Origin of the sequence: Paraburkholderia hiiakae (assembly GCF_904848665.1) — a bacterium.
GTDB lineage: Bacteria > Pseudomonadota > Gammaproteobacteria > Burkholderiales > Burkholderiaceae > Paraburkholderia > Paraburkholderia hiiakae.
Map to the genome: position 1 here is coordinate 41,662 of NZ_CAJHCQ010000004.1, position 20,006 is coordinate 61,667.

18 protein-coding genes are annotated in these 20,006 nt (G+C 62.7%); 12 read left to right on the plus strand and 6 right to left on the minus strand.

What is annotated here, in order from left to right; genetic code table 11:
• The first annotated feature begins 209 nt into the window (after positions 1 to 209).
• The 8 genes from JMY28_RS09455 (at position 210) to JMY28_RS09490 (ending at position 11,680) form a co-directional block, all read left to right on the plus strand.
• Complete coding sequence (locus JMY28_RS09455; protein ID WP_236596775.1) at positions 210 to 434, plus strand: hypothetical protein; 225 nt, start codon at positions 210 to 212, stop codon at positions 432 to 434.
• 601 nt (positions 435 to 1,035) lie between these two features.
• Entirely contained in the window at positions 1,036 to 4,353 is a 3,318-nt protein-coding gene (locus JMY28_RS09460; RefSeq protein ID WP_201695651.1) for a hypothetical protein, read from the plus strand.
• 180 nt (positions 4,354 to 4,533) lie between these two features.
• Positions 4,534 to 5,997 carry an MFS transporter gene (locus JMY28_RS09465; protein ID WP_201695974.1) on the plus strand — a complete coding sequence of 488 codons (1,464 nt, stop codon included), beginning with the start codon at positions 4,534 to 4,536 and terminating at the stop codon, positions 5,995 to 5,997.
• The gene (locus JMY28_RS09470; protein WP_201695652.1) at positions 5,994 to 7,517 is read left to right on the plus strand and encodes an FGGY family carbohydrate kinase; all 1,524 of its coding nucleotides are present in this window, start codon (positions 5,994 to 5,996) and stop codon (positions 7,515 to 7,517) included. Before JMY28_RS09465 ends, JMY28_RS09470 begins: the two co-directional genes overlap by 4 nt.
• 17 nt (positions 7,518 to 7,534) lie before the next feature.
• On the plus strand, positions 7,535 to 9,214 hold the full coding sequence (locus JMY28_RS09475; protein WP_201695653.1) for a glycerol-3-phosphate dehydrogenase/oxidase: 1,680 nt from the start codon (positions 7,535 to 7,537) through the stop codon (positions 9,212 to 9,214).
• Positions 9,211 to 10,764, plus strand: a complete 1,554-nt coding sequence (locus tag JMY28_RS09480) for an FAD-binding oxidoreductase (protein ID WP_201695654.1) — start codon at positions 9,211 to 9,213, stop codon at positions 10,762 to 10,764. Before JMY28_RS09475 ends, JMY28_RS09480 begins: the two co-directional genes overlap by 4 nt.
• A gap of 4 nt (positions 10,765 to 10,768) precedes the next feature.
• Positions 10,769 to 11,344 (plus strand): glycerol-3-phosphate responsive antiterminator, encoded by a 576-nt coding sequence (locus tag JMY28_RS09485; protein ID WP_201695655.1) that lies wholly within the window; start codon positions 10,769 to 10,771, stop codon positions 11,342 to 11,344.
• Between the two features lie 27 nt (positions 11,345 to 11,371).
• A complete protein-coding gene (locus JMY28_RS09490; RefSeq protein ID WP_201695656.1) occupies positions 11,372 to 11,680 on the plus strand; it encodes a putative quinol monooxygenase in 309 nt (102 codons plus the stop codon).
• Between the two features lie 51 nt (positions 11,681 to 11,731).
• Here the strand turns inward: JMY28_RS09490 and JMY28_RS09495 are convergent, their stop codons facing one another.
• Both JMY28_RS09495 and JMY28_RS09500 read right to left on the minus strand, forming a co-directional pair.
• Positions 11,732 to 12,028, minus strand: coding sequence for a cupredoxin domain-containing protein (locus tag JMY28_RS09495; protein ID WP_236596793.1), 297 nt, complete (start codon positions 12,026 to 12,028; stop codon positions 11,732 to 11,734).
• 86 nt (positions 12,029 to 12,114) lie between these two features.
• Positions 12,115 to 13,059: a metallophosphoesterase family protein gene (locus JMY28_RS09500; protein ID WP_201695657.1), complete on the minus strand. Its 945-nt coding sequence runs from the start codon at positions 13,057 to 13,059 to the stop codon at positions 12,115 to 12,117.
• A gap of 192 nt (positions 13,060 to 13,251) precedes the next feature.
• Between JMY28_RS09500 and JMY28_RS09505 the strand changes: the two genes are divergently transcribed.
• Together JMY28_RS09505 and JMY28_RS39510 are read left to right on the plus strand one after the other, a co-directional pair.
• Complete coding sequence (locus JMY28_RS09505; protein WP_201695977.1) at positions 13,252 to 14,082, plus strand: hypothetical protein; 831 nt, start codon at positions 13,252 to 13,254, stop codon at positions 14,080 to 14,082.
• 121 nt (positions 14,083 to 14,203) lie between these two features.
• The gene (locus JMY28_RS39510; RefSeq protein WP_407945488.1) at positions 14,204 to 14,464 is read left to right on the plus strand and encodes a DUF2158 domain-containing protein; all 261 of its coding nucleotides are present in this window, start codon (positions 14,204 to 14,206) and stop codon (positions 14,462 to 14,464) included.
• On the opposite strand, the gene JMY28_RS09515 is transcribed toward JMY28_RS39510, so the two are convergent.
• From JMY28_RS09515 to JMY28_RS09530, 4 genes are all read right to left on the minus strand, one after another.
• Entirely contained in the window at positions 14,452 to 14,685 is a 234-nt protein-coding gene (locus JMY28_RS09515) for a hypothetical protein (protein WP_201696008.1), read from the minus strand. The genes JMY28_RS39510 and JMY28_RS09515 overlap by 13 nt on opposite strands.
• Positions 14,686 to 15,310: 625 nt before the next feature.
• Positions 15,311 to 16,360, minus strand: a complete 1,050-nt coding sequence (locus JMY28_RS09520) for a dienelactone hydrolase family protein (RefSeq protein ID WP_201695659.1) — start codon at positions 16,358 to 16,360, stop codon at positions 15,311 to 15,313.
• The gene (locus JMY28_RS09525; protein ID WP_201695660.1) at positions 16,357 to 16,671 is read right to left on the minus strand and encodes a VOC family protein; all 315 of its coding nucleotides are present in this window, start codon (positions 16,669 to 16,671) and stop codon (positions 16,357 to 16,359) included. The genes JMY28_RS09520 and JMY28_RS09525 overlap by 4 nt, the downstream gene beginning before the upstream one ends.
• A 99-nt stretch (positions 16,672 to 16,770) precedes the next feature.
• Entirely contained in the window at positions 16,771 to 18,717 is a 1,947-nt protein-coding gene (locus JMY28_RS09530) for a putative bifunctional diguanylate cyclase/phosphodiesterase (protein WP_201695661.1), read from the minus strand.
• 533 nt (positions 18,718 to 19,250) lie between these two features.
• Between JMY28_RS09530 and JMY28_RS09535 the strand changes: the two genes are divergently transcribed.
• The gene (locus JMY28_RS09535; RefSeq protein WP_201695662.1) at positions 19,251 to 19,481 is read left to right on the plus strand and encodes a hypothetical protein; all 231 of its coding nucleotides are present in this window, start codon (positions 19,251 to 19,253) and stop codon (positions 19,479 to 19,481) included.
• A 93-nt stretch (positions 19,482 to 19,574) separates the two neighbouring features.
• On the plus strand, positions 19,575 to 19,976 hold the full coding sequence (locus tag JMY28_RS09540; RefSeq protein ID WP_328809388.1) for a hypothetical protein: 402 nt from the start codon (positions 19,575 to 19,577) through the stop codon (positions 19,974 to 19,976).
• Positions 19,977 to 20,006 lie beyond the last annotated feature (30 nt).

The following is a 20,006-nucleotide window of genomic DNA, read 5'->3' on the forward strand; positions in this document are numbered from 1 at the left end:
AGAACGAGTGATGCGGCAAATACGCCACGCATACCGCGGGATTCCTCGGCGTAATTGATGGTCCGCCGTCCACTTGCAGTCCATGCTCGAGCGAGCAGTTCAGCCGGACGGCGGCTGGGAGAAAAGGGATGCACAACGATAGACCGTCGCCACGGCGCGCGACGTATGAGAAAGGGATCCGGATCGGCGGGACTGGATGGTTCGGCCGATTGTCGGCCGTCGTCGTGAGCGCAATCGTGCTCGTGGTGGCTGCGATGTTGTCGGTGGTGCTGCTTGCCGTGCTGTTCGCCGTGGGCACGGTCGTCGCCGGCTATCTCTGGTGGAAAATGCGCGCGCTACGCCGGCAGGCGAGCGAGTTCGGCGACGATGGCCGGACCATCGACGTCGAGGTCGTTCACAAGGGCTCGCACGGCGACGATATCGCGAAGCGCTGACCTTTGATGCCCGTACAAGCACGTCCAGCGTACGCGTAAACGCCAAGGCCGCACAAAATTTATCGAACGATTTCGGCCAATTGTAAGCATGCCGACTTCTGCCACACCTGGCTCCGCGTGACGGGCCAGCATGCATGCGCAATGCTGGCCAATTCACGTGAAAGCCTTGCATTTCACGGACTCGCCGTTCCTCAAAGGACAACGCGCGAGACTCCGCTTCTACCCTGTTCGCCACGGTTAGGAGATCCTGCAATGAATGTTATAAATGTAGGAATACTACTGATTTCTGGTGCGTGTGAAAGATTCGTTAGCGGTATCGCACACAGCGCCCCGCGCTCTTCGCCCAACGCGAGTATTGTCAACATCAAGAATGCGCCTATCGGAGTCGATGGGCAGTCGACTTATTGGCCACGCATTGCATCGGTCATCGACGCGCATTGACTTGCGTCGGTGCCGTGTCTATAACAAAACGAAAACCCCAGACGAATTCGCAAAGAATTTTTCCCGGCTCAAACGTAATGGAACGTCGTGCTGTCGACGCGGCAGGACGTCGCGACTTCATTGTCCGTCGAAGCAGCACGGGGCTGGAAGGGGGTGTGAGATGGCCATCAATGTCTTGATCGTTATCGACGGAGAATTTCAGTATCAGACCAATACGGTCGCGCCTGATTTCACGTTCAACACGCTGGTCAGCACGCTGCAGGGCGCTGGCTTTCTGGTCAAAAAGGCGAACCGCGAAGCCGACCCGGATGCTGACCATCAAAATTTCGTTTTTAACGATCCCAGCATCGACCTTCTCGATTTCGACGTTATCTGGATGATCGGAGACGGTGGGTATAACGACGATCCGCTCGTGCCCGAAGGCTCGAAGGGCCCTATCTCCGTGCCGGAACTGAACGCAATTGCCACGTTCATGGAGCAGGGTGGTGGCGTCTTTGCGGTCGGCGATCACTACAGCCTGGGTTCGGATATGTGTGGCCAGATTCCACGCGTTCGAATCATGCGCTCCTGGTACGGCAAGAACGACCCGAGCAATCCCGCGGTGCCGGCAAACGCGCCTTTCAATTACCCGGCCATCGGTGGGCGGGCGGACACGACCGTCAGGAATCCGAACGCAAGCTATCCCCAGACTGACTCCATAGGCAATGCGACTGTCGATCCATACGCCTACTTTGAGAATCAATCGGACGCCAAGCCGCAAATCATCACGGCGATGTCGTCACCGGCGCATCCGATCCTGATGAATAACGGGAACGTTGTCACGTCTTATCCGGACCATATGCACGAGGGTAACGCTCTGGGTGTGGTGACGGGTTTCGACTATACGCAGTTGTCGCCATACGGTGATACCTCTGCGCGGGAGTTTCGCCAGATCGGCTCGGCCCCTCCTGAGATGCCTATGGTCATCGCCACCGGGACCTCTACCGCGATAGCCAGTTACGACGTCGGCAGCGGCGTTCCGGTTCCGCTCGATAAAACGCCGGCCGTCAATGCGACGATCAACACGCTCAGCGTGTACGACGGGCGCGAGGTGGGAGTTGGGCGGATCGTGACCGGTTCGACGTTTCATCACTATCTCGACATCAATCTAACTGGGGCTAGCAGCATTACATCGCCACAGCTCGATCAAATGGTTGGCGGCGACGCCGCAAAGGGAGAGGGCCTGCAAACCAATGCTGGGGCGTTCTCCGATATCCAGGCTGTTTACATCAACATTGCGAATTGGCTCGCGCGTCCCACTCCCGCTATTGGTCTCATCCTCGAGCGCAGCACCTTCAGCCAGGACGAGGTCAACGCGACGTCCAGCTTCCCGGCGGCCATTTATGTGACAGTGGACGGCCTGAAGCCAAGCCAGTTTCCCGGTGGCGGGATCACGACTCTGACGCCTACCGCGGCGCAGCTCGCGCAGTGGGCGCCGGCGGTGACGGCCACAGGCGCGCCGATCGGTGTCGTCGCGACCGCCGTTGCAAGCGACGATCCCCCTTTGGCCGACCGTCTGCAGCGCTTCACGTTCACCTACACGGTGAACTTCACCGGCAACGCGTTTGGCTTCGCCGGCACGGTGGACACCGTGTCGGTCGGCGCTTCGTTGACGACGAGTGCGGCGAGCGCGCCGCTTACCGACTCTGGATGGCTAGAGCTCGTCAAAGGCGCGAATCCTTTCATGCTCGATCTCGCGGACGGGAACACCACATACTGGCTCAGTTCGGATATCAAGGTGTTTCACGTCGTTGCCGGAGAAAGTTTCCTGAACACGTCCTTGGCCGTCAACGCTAGCCGTTCAGATGCGCTGATGTTCCTGCGAAGTGTCGTGGCCAACATCAATTCCGCCCAGTTTTCGGCGCTGCCTTCGACGGAGGCCGGCTCCGTGCTCAGCGTAGCGGCTGTGACCACGAGCAGTCCGCCGAAACCTGTTTACAACTTCGCGCTCGCGCGCGTGCGGCTGAGCAGCACCGGCGCCGACGCCAATCCGGTTCAGATTTTCTTCAGGACGTTCGTTTCTCAAACCACGGCTGCGCTGACCTACCAGCTCGACGCCAGCGGCAACCCAACAGGCGGATATCTCCAGACATCGGGGGCACCGCCTATCGATCTCCCGGGCACGCAGGACGGCGGCACGCAATGGCTGTCCTTCCCGTACTTTTCGGCGCTACGCGTGGAGCCGCCTGCCAGCCAGACCGACCCCGACAACTCAAAGGGTATTCAGACCAGCGTCGGCTACCAATATTACGGAGCACTGATCGATAACAACCTGACCGATCCCTATCTCAGCGCGACGCCGGGGTCGAATGGTCCACTGGAGCCCTTGACGACGCTCCTGATGGGCGAGCATCAATGCGTCGTCACCGAGGTCATCTACACTGGCGCGCCGATTGTGAATGGCGCCACGCCCTCGAAATCCGACAAGATCTCGCAACGCAATCTGGCGATCAGCACCGTCGCCAATCCAGGGTTTTCCGCTTCGCGTGTCGCCTTGCACACGTTCGAAATCGAGGCAACGCCGAGCGCGATTTCGTCCGCTCTCCCGCCCGATGAGTTGCTTTTCGCGTGGTCGAGAACGATCCCGAACGGGACTTCGCTCAACCTCCATATACCGGGCTGGAATGCTCAGGATGTGATCGATCTGGCGGATCGCTTCTATGCGCGGCACGAAATCCGCGCGATCGATGCGCATACCATCCAGATCCCCGCCGGCGGCGATCGCTACGTGCCCATTCCGAAGAGCCTGCGTCGCCAGACCGGTGTTCTTTCTGTCCAACTGCCGCTCGGAATACGCAAGGGGGAACGGTTTGACCTGGCGGTCCAGCAGATCACCAACCGTGAGGGCGTGACGGCGGTGCCCGCGCCGCGGGGCGAAAAGATCACGCTGGACGAAGCGCAGCGGCTGCTCGCGGGCAAGACTTCCAAGGCGTCGAAAGGCACGAAGAAGGGCCACGCGGCCGAGAGTGTGCCGCGGGGCGTGTTCGGCCTCGACGATGGCCGAACGCTCGTGACCGATCTTTCGGTGTTCGATTCGGCGGGCGACTATGCCATTGTCCTTACGCAGCCGGACCCGAAGCAGGTGGCCGCTGCGCGCGAGGCGTCGGGGCAGTGGCGAGAGCCCATCGGGGCGTTTCAGATCGGCATTCCCGTTTCGACACAGGAGGAAATGCTGCTCTACCAGTTGCAGTTGCTGTCGATCATGAGCTGGCGTGTCGAGCACCTCGATCCGAACAGCCCATGGTATCCGACCATGCTTTACTATCTCGGACTCCTGATTGAAAAGGTTTGGGCGCTCGGCGGCAACCCCCATACTGTGCCGCCGACGCCCGATGGCAATATACCCGTGCTTCACGGCGGCGGCCATGAATGCCACGACGCATCGGCGCGCGAAGTCGTCATCGTGAACATTTTCCCGCGGGGCAACGAGCACAAATAGACATCAAAGCTCGCCGCTCATCCCACCCGTCAATAACGGCTTGACACGCCGCGCGCGGGACCTTAATCTAGCCCCCGCAGATCGAGATAAGAGACTATCTGTAAGATGGTCTCTTATGCGCGAAGCAATTGCATAGGCCCTCTTGCAGAACCATACAGGAGACGGCTTGTGCAAACGCATGTGCAAACTACTGCGCTCAAAATTCGTGGCGTCGACGACGTCATCGCCTTCATCGATTCGGGTTCAGGCATTGCCGGCCGCGCCGGTGTCATCTGGTGGCTCGCACTGGGTGGCCTGTTTCTCGACGCGTTTTCCAATTCCGCCTTAAGCGCCGGCCTCGGGCCGATGGCGCGCGACCTGCGCCTGAGCGCAGGCGACATCGCGCTCATGACGTCGTTTGCTTCATGGGTGGCCATCGCCTTCAATCCCATCGGCGGCTGGATGGCCGACCGTTGGGGCAGGGTTCGGCCGCTCGTGCTCGCCAAGATATTCGCGCTGGTGGGCGCGTTGCTCGTGATGTTCGCACCGGGCTTCGAGGTCGTGCTTGCCGGGCGTTTCTTTGTCGGCATGGCGTATGGCATCGACTTCGCCATTGCCATGGCCATGCTCGCCGAGTTCACGCCCGCTCACCTGAAAAGCCGCCTCAACGCCTGGCAGGGCATGTGGTACACCGCGGTCTGCCTCAACCTGCTGCTCGCGCTGCTGTTCCACGCGTGGCAGGTGGGCGACTCGATCTGGCGCTACTCCATCGCCGCCACGGCGGTATTCAGCGTGGCCATTCTCGTGCTGCAACTGCTCTTCCTTGTGGAGAGCCCCACGTGGCTCGCACGCAAGGAGCGCATCGTGGATGCGGCAACTGCGATGACGCGCATCTACGGGCGCAGCTTCGTCGCCGCGCCGCCCGAGGAGCGCGTACCTGTGCTGAACCAGGCGAAGCGCGGGCTCGCGAACCTGACGCTGATCTTCCGCGGCATCTATCGGCCGCGCACCCTTCTTGCCGCGACCGTGCAGATCGGGCAGTCGCTCGAGTATTTCGCCATCGGCTGGTACTTGCCGCTCATCAGCGCCGCGTTGTTCGGCAAGGACTTTGTCTACGCGACGCTCGGCGCGCTGCTGTTCAACGTGTTCGGCATTGTCGGGGGCTTCATGTCGCCCGTGGTCGGCCGCAAGATCGGCTTACGGCGCGCGTCGGCGTTGGGCTTTGCCGCCGTGTTCGCCATGCTGCTCGTACTCGGCCTCTACGGTACGAAGCTGCCGATGTGGATGTCGGTCGTCGTGCCGTCGCTGTTCATTTTGTTTCACTCGGCAGGGCCTGGCGCCAATGGCAAGAGCCTGTCGTCGCTCTCGTTTCGCAGCGAGTTGCGCGCCGGCGCCAACGGCGTCGTCGGCGCGCTCGGCTCGATCGGCGCCGCGCTTGGGCTGCTCGTGTTTCCGCTCTTTCGCGAGCGCTATGGCCTCGACCACACCTTTCTCATTCTCGCGGCCGTGCCGTGCGTGGCGAGCGTGATCTGCTTCGCGATCCGCTGGGACCCCACGCGCAGCGCCGTCACGCCCGACAACGAGCCCGACGCCCCTCATTTCGAAGGCGACGAAGATGAGCGCGGCGCCTGGCTGAATCCGGTCATGGAGGACCCCCGGCGATGAGCCAGCAGCAGCGAGTCATACTCGCTATCGATGAAGGAACGTCCGGCACGCGCGCCGCGGTGGTCGATGCGCACGGCCGTGTGTCGTGCCTCGAATACCGCGCGTTGCGCGTGGAGAGCCCGCAGCCCGGCGTGGTCGAGCAGGACGCGAACACGACGCTCGAGAAGACGCTGGAAGCGTGCCGCGCGACGCTTGCGCGCGCTGCGCAGGAGCAACGGGAAGTTGTTGCGTTCGCACTCGCCACGCAGCGCGCCACCGCCGTGCTCTGGGACACGCGGACGGGACGCGCGCTCGTGCCGGCGATGGTCTGGCAAGACACGCGCCATGCGGCTTCGCTCGCGCAGCTCGCCCCGGCCTGGGATGCCGCGTTGATCGAACGCGTAGGGCGTCCCGCGGGCGTGCGCTCGCCGTACCTCTGGGCGGCGCGGCATCTGCGCGAAACGCCTGCGGTTGCCGAGGCATATCGCGAAGGCCGGCTCGCATTCGGCACCGTCGACACGTGGCTGCTCTGGCATCTCTCCAGCGACCGCGCATGCGTCACCACGCCGACCAACGCGACCTCGGCGAGCGCCTATGTGCTGGCGCAGCACCGTTACTACGGCGAATGGCTCGATGCGCTCGGCTTTCCGGCCGACCTGTTGCCGGCGCTGCGCGAAGACGCCGACGCGTTCGGCCGCACGCGCGTCGATCTGCTCGGCATCGACGTGCCGATCCTGGCCTGTGCCGGCGATCAGCTTGCGGGCGGCGTGGGGCTGGGCTGCCTCGATCGCGGCCAGTCGATGTGCGTGCACGGCACCGGCAGTTTCGTCGATCTGCTCACCGGCACGACGCAGCCGCGCGCGAGCGGAGGCCACGACGGCACCTTGACGATGACGGCGCGGCGGCACGGCGGCGTCTCGCACTTCTCGCTCGAAACCTTTGTGCCGACCACCGGTTCCGCGCTGAACTGGATTTGCGAAAAGCTGCGCTGGTTCGATGACGCCAAGGCAATCGCCGCGCTGGCCGGCACAGTGAATTCCGCGCGCGGTGTGGCGTTCCTGCCGGCGCTCACCGGCGTGCGTGTGCCGAGCCTCGAACCTGCCGCGCGCGCATCGCTCTGCGGCGTTTCCATCGCCACGACCCAGGCCGAGATCGCCTACGCGATTCTCGAAGGCGTCGCGCAATCCGTGGCGCTGTGCGTCGATGCGAACGAGTCCGTTGCGGGCGTCGCCACGGGCGAACTCATCGTCGGCGGCGGCCTCTCGGGCAGCGACACGCTGCTGCAGATCCAGGCGGACCTCAGCGGCGTCCCGGTGCGGCGCATGGCCGGAAGCGACCGCGCGAGCCTGCGTGGCGCGGCGTTTCTCGCGGGCGCCTCGGGACTCATGTGGGACTCGCTCGATGAGGCACGCGCGACGCTCGCCACCGACGCGGTGTTCGAACCCAACATTTCAGCGGACGCACGCGCTCACCGGCGCGCGGCATGGCGTGCCCGCGTGAATGCCGAACTCGCCTACGTGGCGCAATTCGATCAAGGTTGAGCAGGAGAACTAACCCAATGCTGTTGTTTACATCGAGAAGTGCCGGCCGCGAACGCGAGAAGATGACTGCAACCGAGCCGCTGCGCCTCGTGCGTGCCGAGCAGCTGGATCGCCTCGCGAGCGAAGCGTTCGACATCGTCATCGTGGGCGGCGGAGTGACTGGCGCCTACGCGGCGCTCGACGCTAGCCTGCGCGGCTACCGCGTGGCGCTGCTGGAAAAGAGCGACTTCGCCTCCGGCACGTCGTCGAAGTCGTCGAAGATGGTGCATGGGGGCCTGCGCTATATCGAGCAGGGCAATCTGGGGCTCGTGCGTCATTCGCTGCTGGAGCGCCAGCGGCTGCGCAGGAATGCGCGTCATCTGGTCCAGCGTCTGCCGTTTCTTTTTCCGGTGCTGGAGAAGGACGGCGTGTTCGACAAGCGTCTGGCCAAGGCATTCGAAAGTCTGCTGTGGACCTACGACCTCGCGGGCGGTTGGCGCGAGGGCATTCTGCACCAGAAGCTCTCGAAGGCCGAGGTGCTTTCGCATTGCCCCACCTTCAAGGAAGACAACCTCAAGGGCGGTTTCCTGTATTTCGACGCCCGCGTCGACGACGCCCGGCTCACGCTCACGCTTGCGCGCACGGCGGCGTTTCATGGCGCGGCGGTCGCCAATCATGCGAAGGTGGCGGAAGTCACGCGCAGCGAGCAGGGGAAGGTGGACGGTGTGATCGTGCACGCCGACGGCCGCGAGATCCGCGTGCGTGCGGGTGTGGTGGTCATGGCGACGGGCGTGTGGCTGCGCGACTGGAGCGGGCGGCGCAAGGGCGAAACCGCGCCGCTGCAGATCCGCCCCGCGAAGGGCGTGCACGTGGCGATTCCCTGGCTGAAGATCCGCAACGACTGCACCGTGACGATACCCGTGCCCGGCCGCAGCCGGCGCGCGACCATCACGCGCTGGGGCAACGTGTCGTACCTCGGCACGACCGACGAGGACTACACCGGCGATCTCGACGACGTCTGCTGTACGCGCCAGGAGCTCGACTTCCTGCTGGAGGGCGCGCGTTCCGCGCTCAAGACCGATCTGTGCGCCGAGGACGTGGTGGGCAGCATCGCAGGCTGCCGGCCGCTCGTCGGGCCGCCTGGCGGCAAGACGCTGGAGATGAAGCGCAATCACGAGATTCATGTCGCGCAAGACGGCCTCGTCACGATCGTGGGCGGCAAGCTCACCACCTCGCGTCACATGGCGGAGCAGACCATCGACGCCGCGCAAAAGGTCATCGGCGAGCGCCGCCGCTGTTCGACACGCTCGGCTTACCTGCTTGGCGCGGCCGGCTACGACGCGCAGGCCATCGTCGCCTCGGGTGGTCTCGGCGCGCATCTGGGCGAGCGCTACGGCAGCGAGGCGCGCTTCGTGAGCGATCTGCTTCAGGCCGATGCGCGCCTTGTGAAACCCATCGTCGAAGGCTTGCCCTATACCGAAGCCGAAGTGCTCTATGCCGTGCGCCACGAACTGGCGTGCAGCGTGGACGACGTGCTCTCGCGGCGCATGCGCGCGCGGCTCATGGCGCGCGACGCGTCGGCGCGCGCGGCAGCCCGCGTGGGAGAGATTCTGCAATCCGAACTCGGCCTTGGCGCCGAGGCTATCGCCAACCAGGTGCGCGACTACATCGCTTCGGTCGAGCACGAAAAATCCGTTTTGATGGGAGATACCGAATGATCAGCAAGGAAGCAGTCAAGCGTGGCTATAACCGCGGCAACTACATCGTTGGCGCACCGACGCCGCCCGCATGGTCAGTCGCGCGCGAGGCCACCGGCACCGAGGCCGGCTTGCAGCGCGATCCCGTTTCGTTGAACGCGCAACAAATCGAAGCGCTGCGCGCGCTGGCCGACGAAGTGCTGGTCGCGACGCCCGACGTGGTGGCGGCCACGCGCGACTGGTGGGCCGGCACGATGATCGCCGAAACGGGCGGCAAGCCGGCCACGCCGCACGCGGTGGTCGTGCGCGTTTCCACGGCCGAGCAAGTGCAGGCCGTGATGCGTCTTGCGAGCGAGGCCGCGATTCCGGTCACGCCGTCGGCAGGACGCAGCAACGTGACGGGCGCGGCGCTGCCCGTGCGCGGCGGCATCGTGCTGGACGTTTGCGGCCTGAACCGCTTGTTGAGCTTCGACCGCGAGAGCCAGATCGTCGAAGTCGAGGCGGGCATGTTCGGCGATATCTTCGAGGAGACGATCCAGCGCGATTACCGCATGACGATGGGACACTGGCCTTCGTCGTATGCGATCAGCACCGTGGGCGGCTGGGTGGCGTGCCGCGGCGCGGGGCAGCTCTCCACGCGCTACGGCAAGATCGAGGACATGGTGTTCGGCATGGACGTCGTGCTCGCCGACGGGCGGCTCGTCACGCTCGGCGGGTACTCGCGCGCAGCCGTCGGGCCCGACCTGCAGCAGCTTTTCATCGGCTCCGAGGGCACGCTCGGCGTGATCGTGCGCGTGCGCCTGAAGCTGCATCGTCTGCCCGACTACGGGCGTGCCATCGCCTATGGATTCAGTTCGTTCGGCGAGGGTCTCGAGGCGTGCCGCGAGATTCTGCAACGCGGTGGCAATCCCGCTGCGCTGCGCCTTTACGACGAACTCGAAAGCGGCGTGCAATTCGGCTTGCCCGACTCCAATGTGCTGCTCGTGGCGGACGAGGGGCCGCGCGAAATTGTCGAAGCGGTACTCACGATCAGTGAGCGCGTGTGCAAGGAACTCGGTACGAAGCTCGACGAGGCCGCCATCTTCGAGAAATGGCTCGACACGCGCTACCTCACCGGAAAGAGCGCCGAAGGCTTCAAGCGCAGCCCCGGCCTGGTCGCCGATACGCTCGAAATGATTGGCCCATGGAAGGATCTCGCGGCCATTTACGACGATGTCGTGAAGGCGATCAACGCGGTACCCGGCACGCTCGCGGGTTCGGCGCATCAGTCGCACGCCTATGTGGACGGCGCATGCCTCTACTTCTCGCTGCGCGGCGATGTGGAGGTGGCGGATCGCGCACAGTGGTATCGCGCGGCCTGGGACGCCGCGAACCGCGTGATCATCCAATACAATGCAACGCTAAGCCATCACCACGGCGTGGGCCTGCTGCGTGCGCCTTATATGAACGAGTCGCTCGGCAGCGCGTTTGCGGTGCTGGAAACGATCAAGCAGGCGCTCGACCCGAAAAACATTCTCAACCCGGGCAAGCTCGGTCTCACCGACACGCTCAGTCACGAGGCGAAGTACTAAAAAAATGGATATGTCACTTGGGGCGCGTTTGCAGCGGCACCCGGTCATCGCGACGCTTTACGGCGTCGAGCAGTTCGACGACTTCCTGAAGAGCGCGGCCGAGGTCGCCATCGTCGCGAACGTCGATCTGCGTATGCTCCACAAGGTGGTCGCGGCGCTCACGAAGGCGGGCAAGTTCGTCATCGTCAATATCGATAGCTGCGACGGCCTTTCGCAGGACAAGGGCGGCGTGGAGTATCTGGCCGATATCGGCGTGACGAGCCTCGTTTCGACCCGGGTGGCGACGATCCAGCGCGGCAATCGCGCGGGCCTCATCACGATTCAGAAGGTGTTCGTGACGGACCGCTCGACCTGGCCGCGCAGCGTGAAGGCGCTCGAGCAGAGCGACCCGAACATCGTGCAGCTGATGCCGGTGCCGATGCTCGCGCGTCTTTGCGCGCAGGACCGCAAGGTGCTGCCGCCCATCGTCGCATCGGGCTTCGTCTGCAACGAGACCGATGCGCGCGATGCGCTGGAACGCGGCGCAATAGCCGTATCGACGAGCGACGCCGAGTTGTGGGACATGAAACTCGCACGCTGAAGCGGCGAAATTTTGTTGGAGCGAACGATGGCGAAGTCTTATTTGCAGGTCATTGCGCACTACTATGTAAAGCGCGGCCACGGCGAGACGATTGCGGCTTTGCTGCGTGAGCTTGCTGCGGCGTCGCGCGGCGAGCCGAAGAATCTCTATTACGACTATTTCCGCTCGCCGGCCGATCCCGACCACTTCGTCATCCTCGAACAATACAGCGACGCGAACGGTTTGGCGGAGCATCGCGAGACCGCGCATTTTCAACGCATTGGCCTGCAGTCCATCGTGCCGCTGCTGGAGCGGCGCGAGGTGTCTAGCCATATGGTCAACGAGCCCGACGCGTAAGCGCCGGTTTCGAATGTCCAGCCGTGCCGGGATGCTGAGGCGTTTATCCCTCTACTGCACCGTGATGGTTGCCTTCATATACGGGTGAATGCCGCAAAACACGTTGTATACCCCCGGCTTGTCGAACTTGAATTGATACGTATCGTTCTGGTCGAGCGCGGCCGAGTGAAATACGCCCGCGTCGTTGACGACCGTATGCGGTTCGCCGTCCATATTTTTCCAGGTGACGGTCGTGCCCGCCTTGACCGTGAGAGACATGGGCGAAAACATGAAATTCTTGATGACGATCTGATTGGACTCCTGCGCGTGAGCGGCAGGCGTGCCAAGGGCCGCCATCGCCATGAGCATCGCGATCCCGCAGAAGAGGGCGAATGCGCGACGATAGTGAATGGAGAGCATGGCTCGGATCCTTGTTCAATGAGCGAGACGCAAAGTCAGGCGAGGGAAGTGTCGGAAAGCGTCGCCGCGAGGGGATGGCGCGAGATTCGGATACTGGTTACGCCAAGCATCTTCGGTAACTGATCGCTCGCCACCGTAAGCGGTCCCGGTCCCGGGCCATCGCCGGCAGTCGGCTGCGGATAGGCGGTCGAGCGTGCCGTGTGGAACGTGATATTGCCCTCCACCTTGGAAACGATCTGATGAATATGACCGTTGAGCACGGTCACCGAGCCAAAGCGCTTTAGATAGTCCATGGCCTGGCCCGCATCGCCGGTACCCCAGCCCCACGGTTCGTAGATCGTCCACATAGGCATGTGAGTAAAGACGACGATCGGCGTGCTGGACGTGCGCCCCTTCAGGTCGTTTTCCAGCCACGCGAGTTGGTCTTCGCCCAGATTTCCCAGCCCGTTTGGCTTGAAATGCATCACGTTGACGAGCGCGACGAAGTGCACGCCGTTGTGGTCGAAGCTGTAATAGCCCCGGTTGTCCGATGCCTTGCCGAAACGCTTGAAGTATTCGCCTTGCGGTCCGTCTGTCACATCGTGCTCGCCGGGCGTGGTGTGCAACTCCGTGATGTCGAGACCGGACAGCAATTGCGCCGCCAGATCGAACTCCGCAGGTTTGGAGAGGTGGGTGATATCGCCCGTGTGAATTGCCAGCGCGGGTTTGACTGGCATGGCGTTGACGTAGTCGATCGTCTGTTTGAGCGTGCCCGCGACATCGGGATTGGCTTCCTTGTTGAAGCCAATATGCGAGTCGCTGATCTGCAGAAAGAGCGGAACGCCGGAAATCGCGGCGCTGTCCTTGGCGCTGGCCGCCAGCGCTAACTCCACGGGCGTGAGGACGCCTCCGGCGAGGACAAACACGGTGCCCACGCCACCGAAGGCGAGGCATTTCAGGGCGTTGCGGCGTGACGGGTGGGAAGGAAGATCTGACGACATGATGTCCTCTCGACTGGGTTCAGGAAGTCGACCGCCGGTGCAATACGGAGCGCCTCCAGGGCGGGCTTCACGTGCAATACCGTGAAGGCTGCGGTTTTATTCCCGGTTGTCGCGCGGGAATAACCGGCTTGGGTTCGCGGTAGTGCAGGCGTGGCAAACGCAATGGCGGAAGCAAAAATGGACATCATCGAGATGACCCGTCGCCGCGCCGGCGAAGTGAGCATCAACGTGCAATTCGTTCTGCGCCGACTTCAACTCGGGTCGGGGCTCGTGATGCTGACTTACCTCTTTCTGCATCTGGTCAATCACGCGCTCGGCATCTGGTCGCTCGAGCTTGCCGGACGCGGTCTCGTGCTCGCGCTGCGGCTTTGGCGCAGCACGCCCGGAACGATCGCGCTATATGGCGCCGCGTCGGTGCATTTCGTGTTGGCGTTGCGCACAATGTACGGGCGGCGCCATTGGGCACTGCCGCCCGCGGAATGGCTCCGCTTATGGGCGGGGCTCAGCCTGCCGCTTCTGCTGATCCGCCATGCGGTGACGACGCGGCTTGCGTCTTCGCTCTATGGTTTCGAACCCGACTACGAGCGCGTCATTGTCGTGCTGCTCACGAGCGGCACGCAGGGCCTGCAACTCGCGCTGCTAGCGCCTGGCTGGATACACGGTTGCCTCGGGTTGTGGTTCCGGTTGCGCCACTATGGGTGGGCGCGTCGCATGCGGCTGGCGCTGCTGATGCTCGTCGTCCTGCTGCCGCTGCTCTCCGCGGCGGGCTTCATCCACATGACGCGAGTCGTCGAGGGCAAGAGCCACCTGCTTCCGCCCGTCGATGCCGCGCTCGTCGTCCATCAAGCGGCCCTCAACGGTGCGCGTCACGATCTCGTCACGCTGTATCTCGCCCTGATTGCCAGTACGTTGATTCTGGGCCAGTTGCGCAACGCGCTGGAGCGCCGAAGGCTACGGAGATATTCGGCAAACGCCTGCTTGCTGGCCCGCAGTCCGTCGCGCGAACAGGATGTCCAGGAATGACTTTCGATGTCGAGTTTGTTCCGCCAGGAAGGCGAAATATTTATATTCAGCGCACGCGAACAGGGGAGAAGATACGTGTTCTGGCGCTCCGCCAAAGCGTTGCGAGATTCCGGGAGGAGACATGTCCGCAGGGTGTGCGATCCACAGGGACTTGCGTTGCGAGACGCTGAGTTCGGTCGCTGAGCGATTTAAAGGCAGGACGGTGCGCCTGTGTTCAGGCGGGCCGTTGATGACAGTGAACCAGGTCGTGCCTACGGCATACGGGCCGCAGCTTTCGTGTGCATGGTTCGATCCGCCCGAGTCGACCAAACTGGTCAGGGCCGTATTCAGTACCGATGCGGTTCAGTTCGCTTGCGCGGAGTTGGGAACTCAGACGCTGTAGCCCGAGTTGCGCATCAACTGGCGCGATACCTCGCCGCCCGAGCCGTGCGAATCGAATTGCGCGCGAAGTTTCTCGTCGGCTCTGCGGGTCACGCCGCGGTGCATGGCCACAATGATCGCGAAAAAAGCGATCAGAAGGATCGGTACGGTAAGCATCATGTTACGTGGCTCCTGGCTGGACAGGCCGGATAGGCGGCCGTCTTCATTGACGATGAGGCGCATAGTCCGCCCCCCGCGGTTCATCGTTCACCCAAGCAGATATTTCGATTTATCATTCGCGGTACGCGCGAGGTGCCAAAATACGCGCACAACTTCGAAACGAGGCGGCCCCACACCGAACGTGCGGGCTGATCCGCCCCTCTTTGCTGGGCCGCGACCGCGAATCGAAGGCGGCCGGTTATGCTTGAGAATAGGACGCCGAATCCCATTTAGCTTTCGTGAACCAGCGTATTCGTCCCCCCTTGCCACCTGAATGGCCTTTTCCGCCGACTCGCGACGTCTCCGGCCGCGCCTTCGGCGATCTCGTCGCGCTCCAATATCGCGGCGCTGGCGTATGGCTCTGGCAGTGCCGATGCGGCGCGCACGTCACGGCCGCGCTCGACGCGGTGGAGAGCGGACAGACGCGGGACTGCGGCTGCCGCGAGCAGCGTCGTGTATGGCGGTCCCGGCCGGGCTCGCCTGCGCTCAAGGGCGGCGAGGTCTTCGGCCAGCTGACGACGGACCGGTACGCTCGCGATGGTATGTGGGTGTGCCGGTGCGACTGCGGTAACGAGGTGACAGTGAGCGCCGGGCGTCTGCGCTTGGGCCAGGCGCGTTCCTGCGGCCGCTGTTTTGGCGGGATGTCTGCTTAATGTAAGGAAAGGCCTTGCGTGGGTTCGAACGCCGCCTTGAGAAATGCCGCGACATCGGCTGGAGATTGCGCCTGGGCTTGCGGGTCACCGCCCAACGTGACGCCCCGCGTCAGGCAACGTTTCGATTCGGCCACGGCCGGGGAACCTGAGAGTGTCTGGCCGTCCCGGACCATGGTGAGCGTTCTGCTGTCGAGATCATAGGCGCCGTGGCATTCACGTGCGCTGGTTGCAAGCGGTAGTGAATGCAGGCGTGTCGGTCTGTCGAAACCATGCCAGGCATCCGGAAACGTTTCAACTGTTACCTTTGCGCCTTTCGATCGTAACGTCTCGGCATAGGCAATACAGGCGGGCGCCGGCGTGTAGTTGTCCTTGCCGCCGAGCAGCAACATGACGGGCGCGCCGTCCAGATGCGCCGAGTTGTAAGCGATGCCGCAGGACGGATAGAAAGCGACATGGGCGGCAAAGCGCAGATTGCCTTGCGTTGCGGCCTGGCGGAAAGGCTCCAGTGACGAATAGAGCGCCGCGACGCCTCCGCGCGAAAATCCCATGACTGCGATCTTCTCTTTGTCGATTCGGGGATCCGTGGCTAACAGGCGCAAGGCGGCATAGGCATCCGCGATGTCGGCACTCATGGAAAGCTGCGACTGGTCTTTTTCAGTATTCCTGATACCGCGACCGGTAAAGCTGTCCACGACGAAGCTGGCGTAACCCAGCGCGTTCATGCGTTTTGCCCAGACCCGCTCACCGGGGTTGACGCCGCTACTTCCATGGAGAATGATCACCGCGGGTACGACGCGCGGCGCGTTGTCCGGCATGCTCAGATCCCCCGTAATCGCGACCTTGCTGGTGGTGGCGTAATGCAGGAGAAAGTCGCGGGTGTTCGTGGGCGTTACCGATTCAAACGTAATGCTTCCGCTACGGCCGTCGACGAGAGAAGTCGTGACAGGGGAACTCACGTCGGCAGCCGAGGTGCACGCCACCATTGCGCTCGCGGCAATAGCGGGCGCAAGGATTCGAATAGCGTGACGAATAATGCTGTGCTTCATGGCTTGACCGGAAACCCGTACGCGCTGACGATGCGCGCGTCCTGTTCGGCTGCCGAGAACAGCTCCCATTCGAGACCGTTCACATCGACACTGCTCGAATAGCCTGTGACCGCGTCGTCCTCGAATCCAACATGGCGCAACATTCCCGCTTGCGCCGGCTTTTCGTTGATCGAAAAGTTAAGGATCTCCGTGCGCCACATCGCATACTGGCCCGGCACGACGGCTGACGGCGGCTGTCCGAGCCGCTGGCTATAGTCCGCGATTGAGGCTTCGAGGTTCGAAACGGCCAGTGCAATATGAAAGCGCTTCATGATGGTCTCCGTGATTGGTCGGCTCAAGCTTTGCCTCATCGTAATCAGCGGGCGGTGGCACAACCAGTTCAGCAGCCATTCTGGTATGCGAACTACTCGTCATTGCGCCGCTTCGCGAACCATCGCTTCGTGCTCGTTCTCTCGCTGCAGAAAGGCCACCACCGCGGACGCTTCCATCGGGCGGGAACAATAGTATCCCTGAACAAGCGTTGCTCCGAGCGCCGCGACGACTTGCAGTTCGGCGGCCGTTTCCACACCTTCGACCACGCAGTCGAGCGACATCTGCCGACTCAGATTGAGCAGCGTGCGCACGACGGTGAACGCCGTCGTGCGTTCCTTGAGACCGCTCACGAACATCCTGTCGATCTTCAGGCGCGTGAGCGGAAGCTTGCACAGGTAGGAGAGGCTCGAATAGCCGGTGCCGAAATCGTCCACTGACAAACCGCAGCCCAGCGCGCGCAGCACTTTGGCCGTCTTCTGGATCTGGTCGAAGTCCTTGGCCATTGCGGTTTCGGTCATCTCGAAGTCCAGCCGGGCCGGGTCGATGCCGCTGCTGACAATGCACCGCGCCAGTTCTTTCACTGCCGATTCGCTGGCGAAATCATGCGCGGAGAGGTTAAAGGACAAGCCGATATGCGCCGGCCATTGTTTCGCGCAGGCCAAGGCCTTGGCAAACAGCGCGAGGGTCAAGCCGTTGATGACCCCGTTGCGTTCCGCGGCAGGAATGAATTCGCCGGGCGGGACCGTGCCGAGCAAGGCGCTCTGCCAGCGCGCGAGGGCTTCGAAGCCGACGGTGCGCTGGCGCTCGAGCGAGAAGATCGGCTGGAAGGCGAGGTGAAGCTCGCTGGCGAGATCGGGGGAGCGTAGCGCCTGGGCGATCTGCGACTCGCGGATGATTGCGTTGCGGTGAGTCTCCGAAAAGATCGTCACCGACCCGCGCGAGCGGCGCTTGCCTTCGTAAAGCGCGTAGTCCGCTGTTTCGTATAAATCCGCCTTGTTGCGCGATATGTGCGGATAGGTCGAGAAGCCGATCGTCGCCCCGAGGCGCACGGAAATCTCGCCAACGAGCACGGGATAGTGAAAGACATCGCAAATGGATCGACCCAGTTGCGAGAGGCCGGCGTCCGAACAATCGTGGGTGACAAGGACGCCGAACTCGTCGCCACCCAGCCTTGCAAGGGTGATCGTGCTGCGCGCCGCTTGCGCGAGGCGCGACGCGACTTCGGCCAGCACGTGGTCTCCCAGTGAGTGGCCGTGAATGTCGTTGACGGACTTGAAACCGTCGAGATCGACCAGTCCCACCGCGAGCCGACCACCCGACGCCACAGCGGAATCGAACTGCTTGTCGAGCGAAGCGAAGAAGGCCCGCCGGTTGGGCAGGTTCGTGAGACTGTCGATATTCGCGAGGCGCTTGTTTTCGCCTTGCGTTGCAACGAGGTCGGAGAAGTTCTTGAATTGCGTGAATGCAACGACCAGCATCGCCATCGATACCAGTGACGTATCGATTGCAATGGCCTGGAATACCCCATTTCCCGAACTCAGGAACGTGACAACGAGCGCGCCGTTGACAATGGCGGTCACGGTGAAAGCTGCCTTGACGACGTTCATCAGGCAGAAGATGACGCCGATGACCGTAATGGCCATGTAAAAGGCAACATGAAGCTTGAATGCCGCGCCGCCATGAGGCAAGAGGGACAGCGACCAGGCTGTGAACGAGATGGAGAAGACCCAGGCGAGCCTGCCGGAATTACGCAGGAGCGTAACCGCATCATCCGCGGTGACACGGATCCTCGCGAGCCGCAACCAGGAGAGGACGCGTACGAAACAAAACCCCGTGAGCACGAGCGGGCAGATGATGCCCTGCCATGCGGGAATCTCGTTCTCGTGCGGCAGCACCATGCCCCACGTGTTGACGACCAACAGCCCATACATCATGGGAAGCTGATAGATCATCACGCGCAACTGCGCCTGCTTCAGTGCCGCATTGTTTCCGGCGATGAAAGTGCGCCGAATCGTTCCCCAATACTGGGCCAGAACGTTGAACATGGTCTTGCGAGTCGATGCCGTCCCGTTGCAACTGCCGGGAACGAAATGTAATACCTCCGTTTACGACCGCTCGCATTATTTCTGGAGGAAACGCGTGTGCTTTTCATTGTCGTCCGCGGTCCTCATTTTTCATCAGGCTTTCAATGTGCCTGCGTTCGCGTCTTTCGTTTTGTCAACGAGTTGGAGGGCGATTGCTATTCGATGAGCCATTGCGGGTGCCGACAATTTGATAAGGAATGCAATTTATGGCGAAAGCCCGCAAAGCGAGCGCTGAGGATCAGTACGCAACGACCCCGCCGGCGTTCCCTATGATGCGCACTGGATAAGCGCGGTTTTGACGGCCGCAAACGAGGCCCCCAGCATCAGCGGAGCAAACCTCAACGGCATGATGTCGGCGCAAACGTTTGCACGGGCGAAGGGCAGCGTAAGTCTCTATCCACGCATTCGGGGAATCGCTGGACGGCCCGTTTTGTCCTTGGGGTAGCACGCTGCGACAGCCTAAAGTTCGCCCGGCCGTTGCCGAAATACCGGCCATGGCGCGCAAACATTCTGACTATCCCGACAAACCTCCCATCTGGGCAGAGGCGCGCGCGCTCGAGGCGAGCATTCGCGCCATCCGCCGTGCGCAAGGCAAGAAGAACCCCGAGGATTTCCCGGCGGGAAGCCCGGAGTGCACGGCTGCCATGGACGAGTTCGTGCGCGATGTCTGTCGCGCCCTCGAGATCGATATCGACACGCTCGGTAAGGACTCCGGTGACTATTAAGGCTTGTCATCCCCGTTAGCCGGCGCCGGTCCACACACGGGAATGCGGTTTGCGCGCTTCGGAATGACCGAATCCGAGTTGACGAGGTTGCGCGTGAAAACGACTCTTACGCTTGCGTTAGCGTCATGTCTTGGCGTGGCGTTGCTCGCGACCCAGCCGGCACACGGCGCAGATCCCGCCCCCGACGCCGCGCCGCCGTGCGGCAGGCTCGTGGGGGTGAACGCCGCCGGGGGCTTCGCATTGCGCAGCGGCGAACCGGTCGATTTCGTCTCCGCCGGGCAGGCCACGCATGGCGTGCTGCTCGTTTTCAGCGACGGCCCTGTATTTCGAGCCTATTGGCAACCGCAAGGCAGCGAAGAAAAATACGCACTCGCGAACGCGGGTCCAGACGGCGTGCGCCTCGTCTCAACGCCACCGCAGGGCACGCCCACCACTGGCGCTCAGCCCGGCGTCGCCACGCAGCCATTGCAAGTGCTTTCCTGTCCGAAGCTTTGATTCCGCTTTAATCCCGCTTTCGGCCCATAT

Excerpts from the sequence above, each read along its gene's own strand:
- JMY28_RS09515 (WP_201696008.1), bottom strand. The coding sequence starts at position 14,685 with ATGCGCCTCATCGTCAATGAAGACGGCCGCCTATCCGGCCTGTCCAGC.
- JMY28_RS09475 (WP_201695653.1), top strand. The coding sequence starts at position 7,535 with ATGCTGTTGTTTACATCGAGAAGTGCCGGCCGCGAACGCGAGAAGATG.
- JMY28_RS09500 (WP_201695657.1), bottom strand. The coding sequence starts at position 13,059 with ATGTCGTCAGATCTTCCTTCCCACCCGTCACGCCGCAACGCCCTGAAA.
- JMY28_RS09535 (WP_201695662.1), top strand. The coding sequence starts at position 19,251 with ATGGCGCGCAAACATTCTGACTATCCCGACAAACCTCCCATCTGGGCA.
- JMY28_RS09460 (WP_201695651.1), top strand. The coding sequence starts at position 1,036 with ATGGCCATCAATGTCTTGATCGTTATCGACGGAGAATTTCAGTATCAG.
- JMY28_RS39510 (WP_407945488.1), top strand. The coding sequence starts at position 14,204 with ATGTCCGCAGGGTGTGCGATCCACAGGGACTTGCGTTGCGAGACGCTG.
- JMY28_RS09495 (WP_236596793.1), bottom strand. The coding sequence starts at position 12,028 with ATGCTCATGGCGATGGCGGCCCTTGGCACGCCTGCCGCTCACGCGCAG.
- JMY28_RS09530 (WP_201695661.1), bottom strand. The coding sequence starts at position 18,717 with ATGTTCAACGTTCTGGCCCAGTATTGGGGAACGATTCGGCGCACTTTC.
- JMY28_RS09485 (WP_201695655.1), top strand. The coding sequence starts at position 10,769 with ATGGATATGTCACTTGGGGCGCGTTTGCAGCGGCACCCGGTCATCGCG.
- JMY28_RS09470 (WP_201695652.1), top strand. The coding sequence starts at position 5,994 with ATGAGCCAGCAGCAGCGAGTCATACTCGCTATCGATGAAGGAACGTCC.
- JMY28_RS09490 (WP_201695656.1), top strand. The coding sequence starts at position 11,372 with ATGGCGAAGTCTTATTTGCAGGTCATTGCGCACTACTATGTAAAGCGC.
- JMY28_RS09520 (WP_201695659.1), bottom strand. The coding sequence starts at position 16,360 with ATGAAGCACAGCATTATTCGTCACGCTATTCGAATCCTTGCGCCCGCT.
- JMY28_RS09480 (WP_201695654.1), top strand. The coding sequence starts at position 9,211 with ATGATCAGCAAGGAAGCAGTCAAGCGTGGCTATAACCGCGGCAACTAC.
- JMY28_RS09525 (WP_201695660.1), bottom strand. The coding sequence starts at position 16,671 with ATGAAGCGCTTTCATATTGCACTGGCCGTTTCGAACCTCGAAGCCTCA.
- JMY28_RS09505 (WP_201695977.1), top strand. The coding sequence starts at position 13,252 with ATGACCCGTCGCCGCGCCGGCGAAGTGAGCATCAACGTGCAATTCGTT.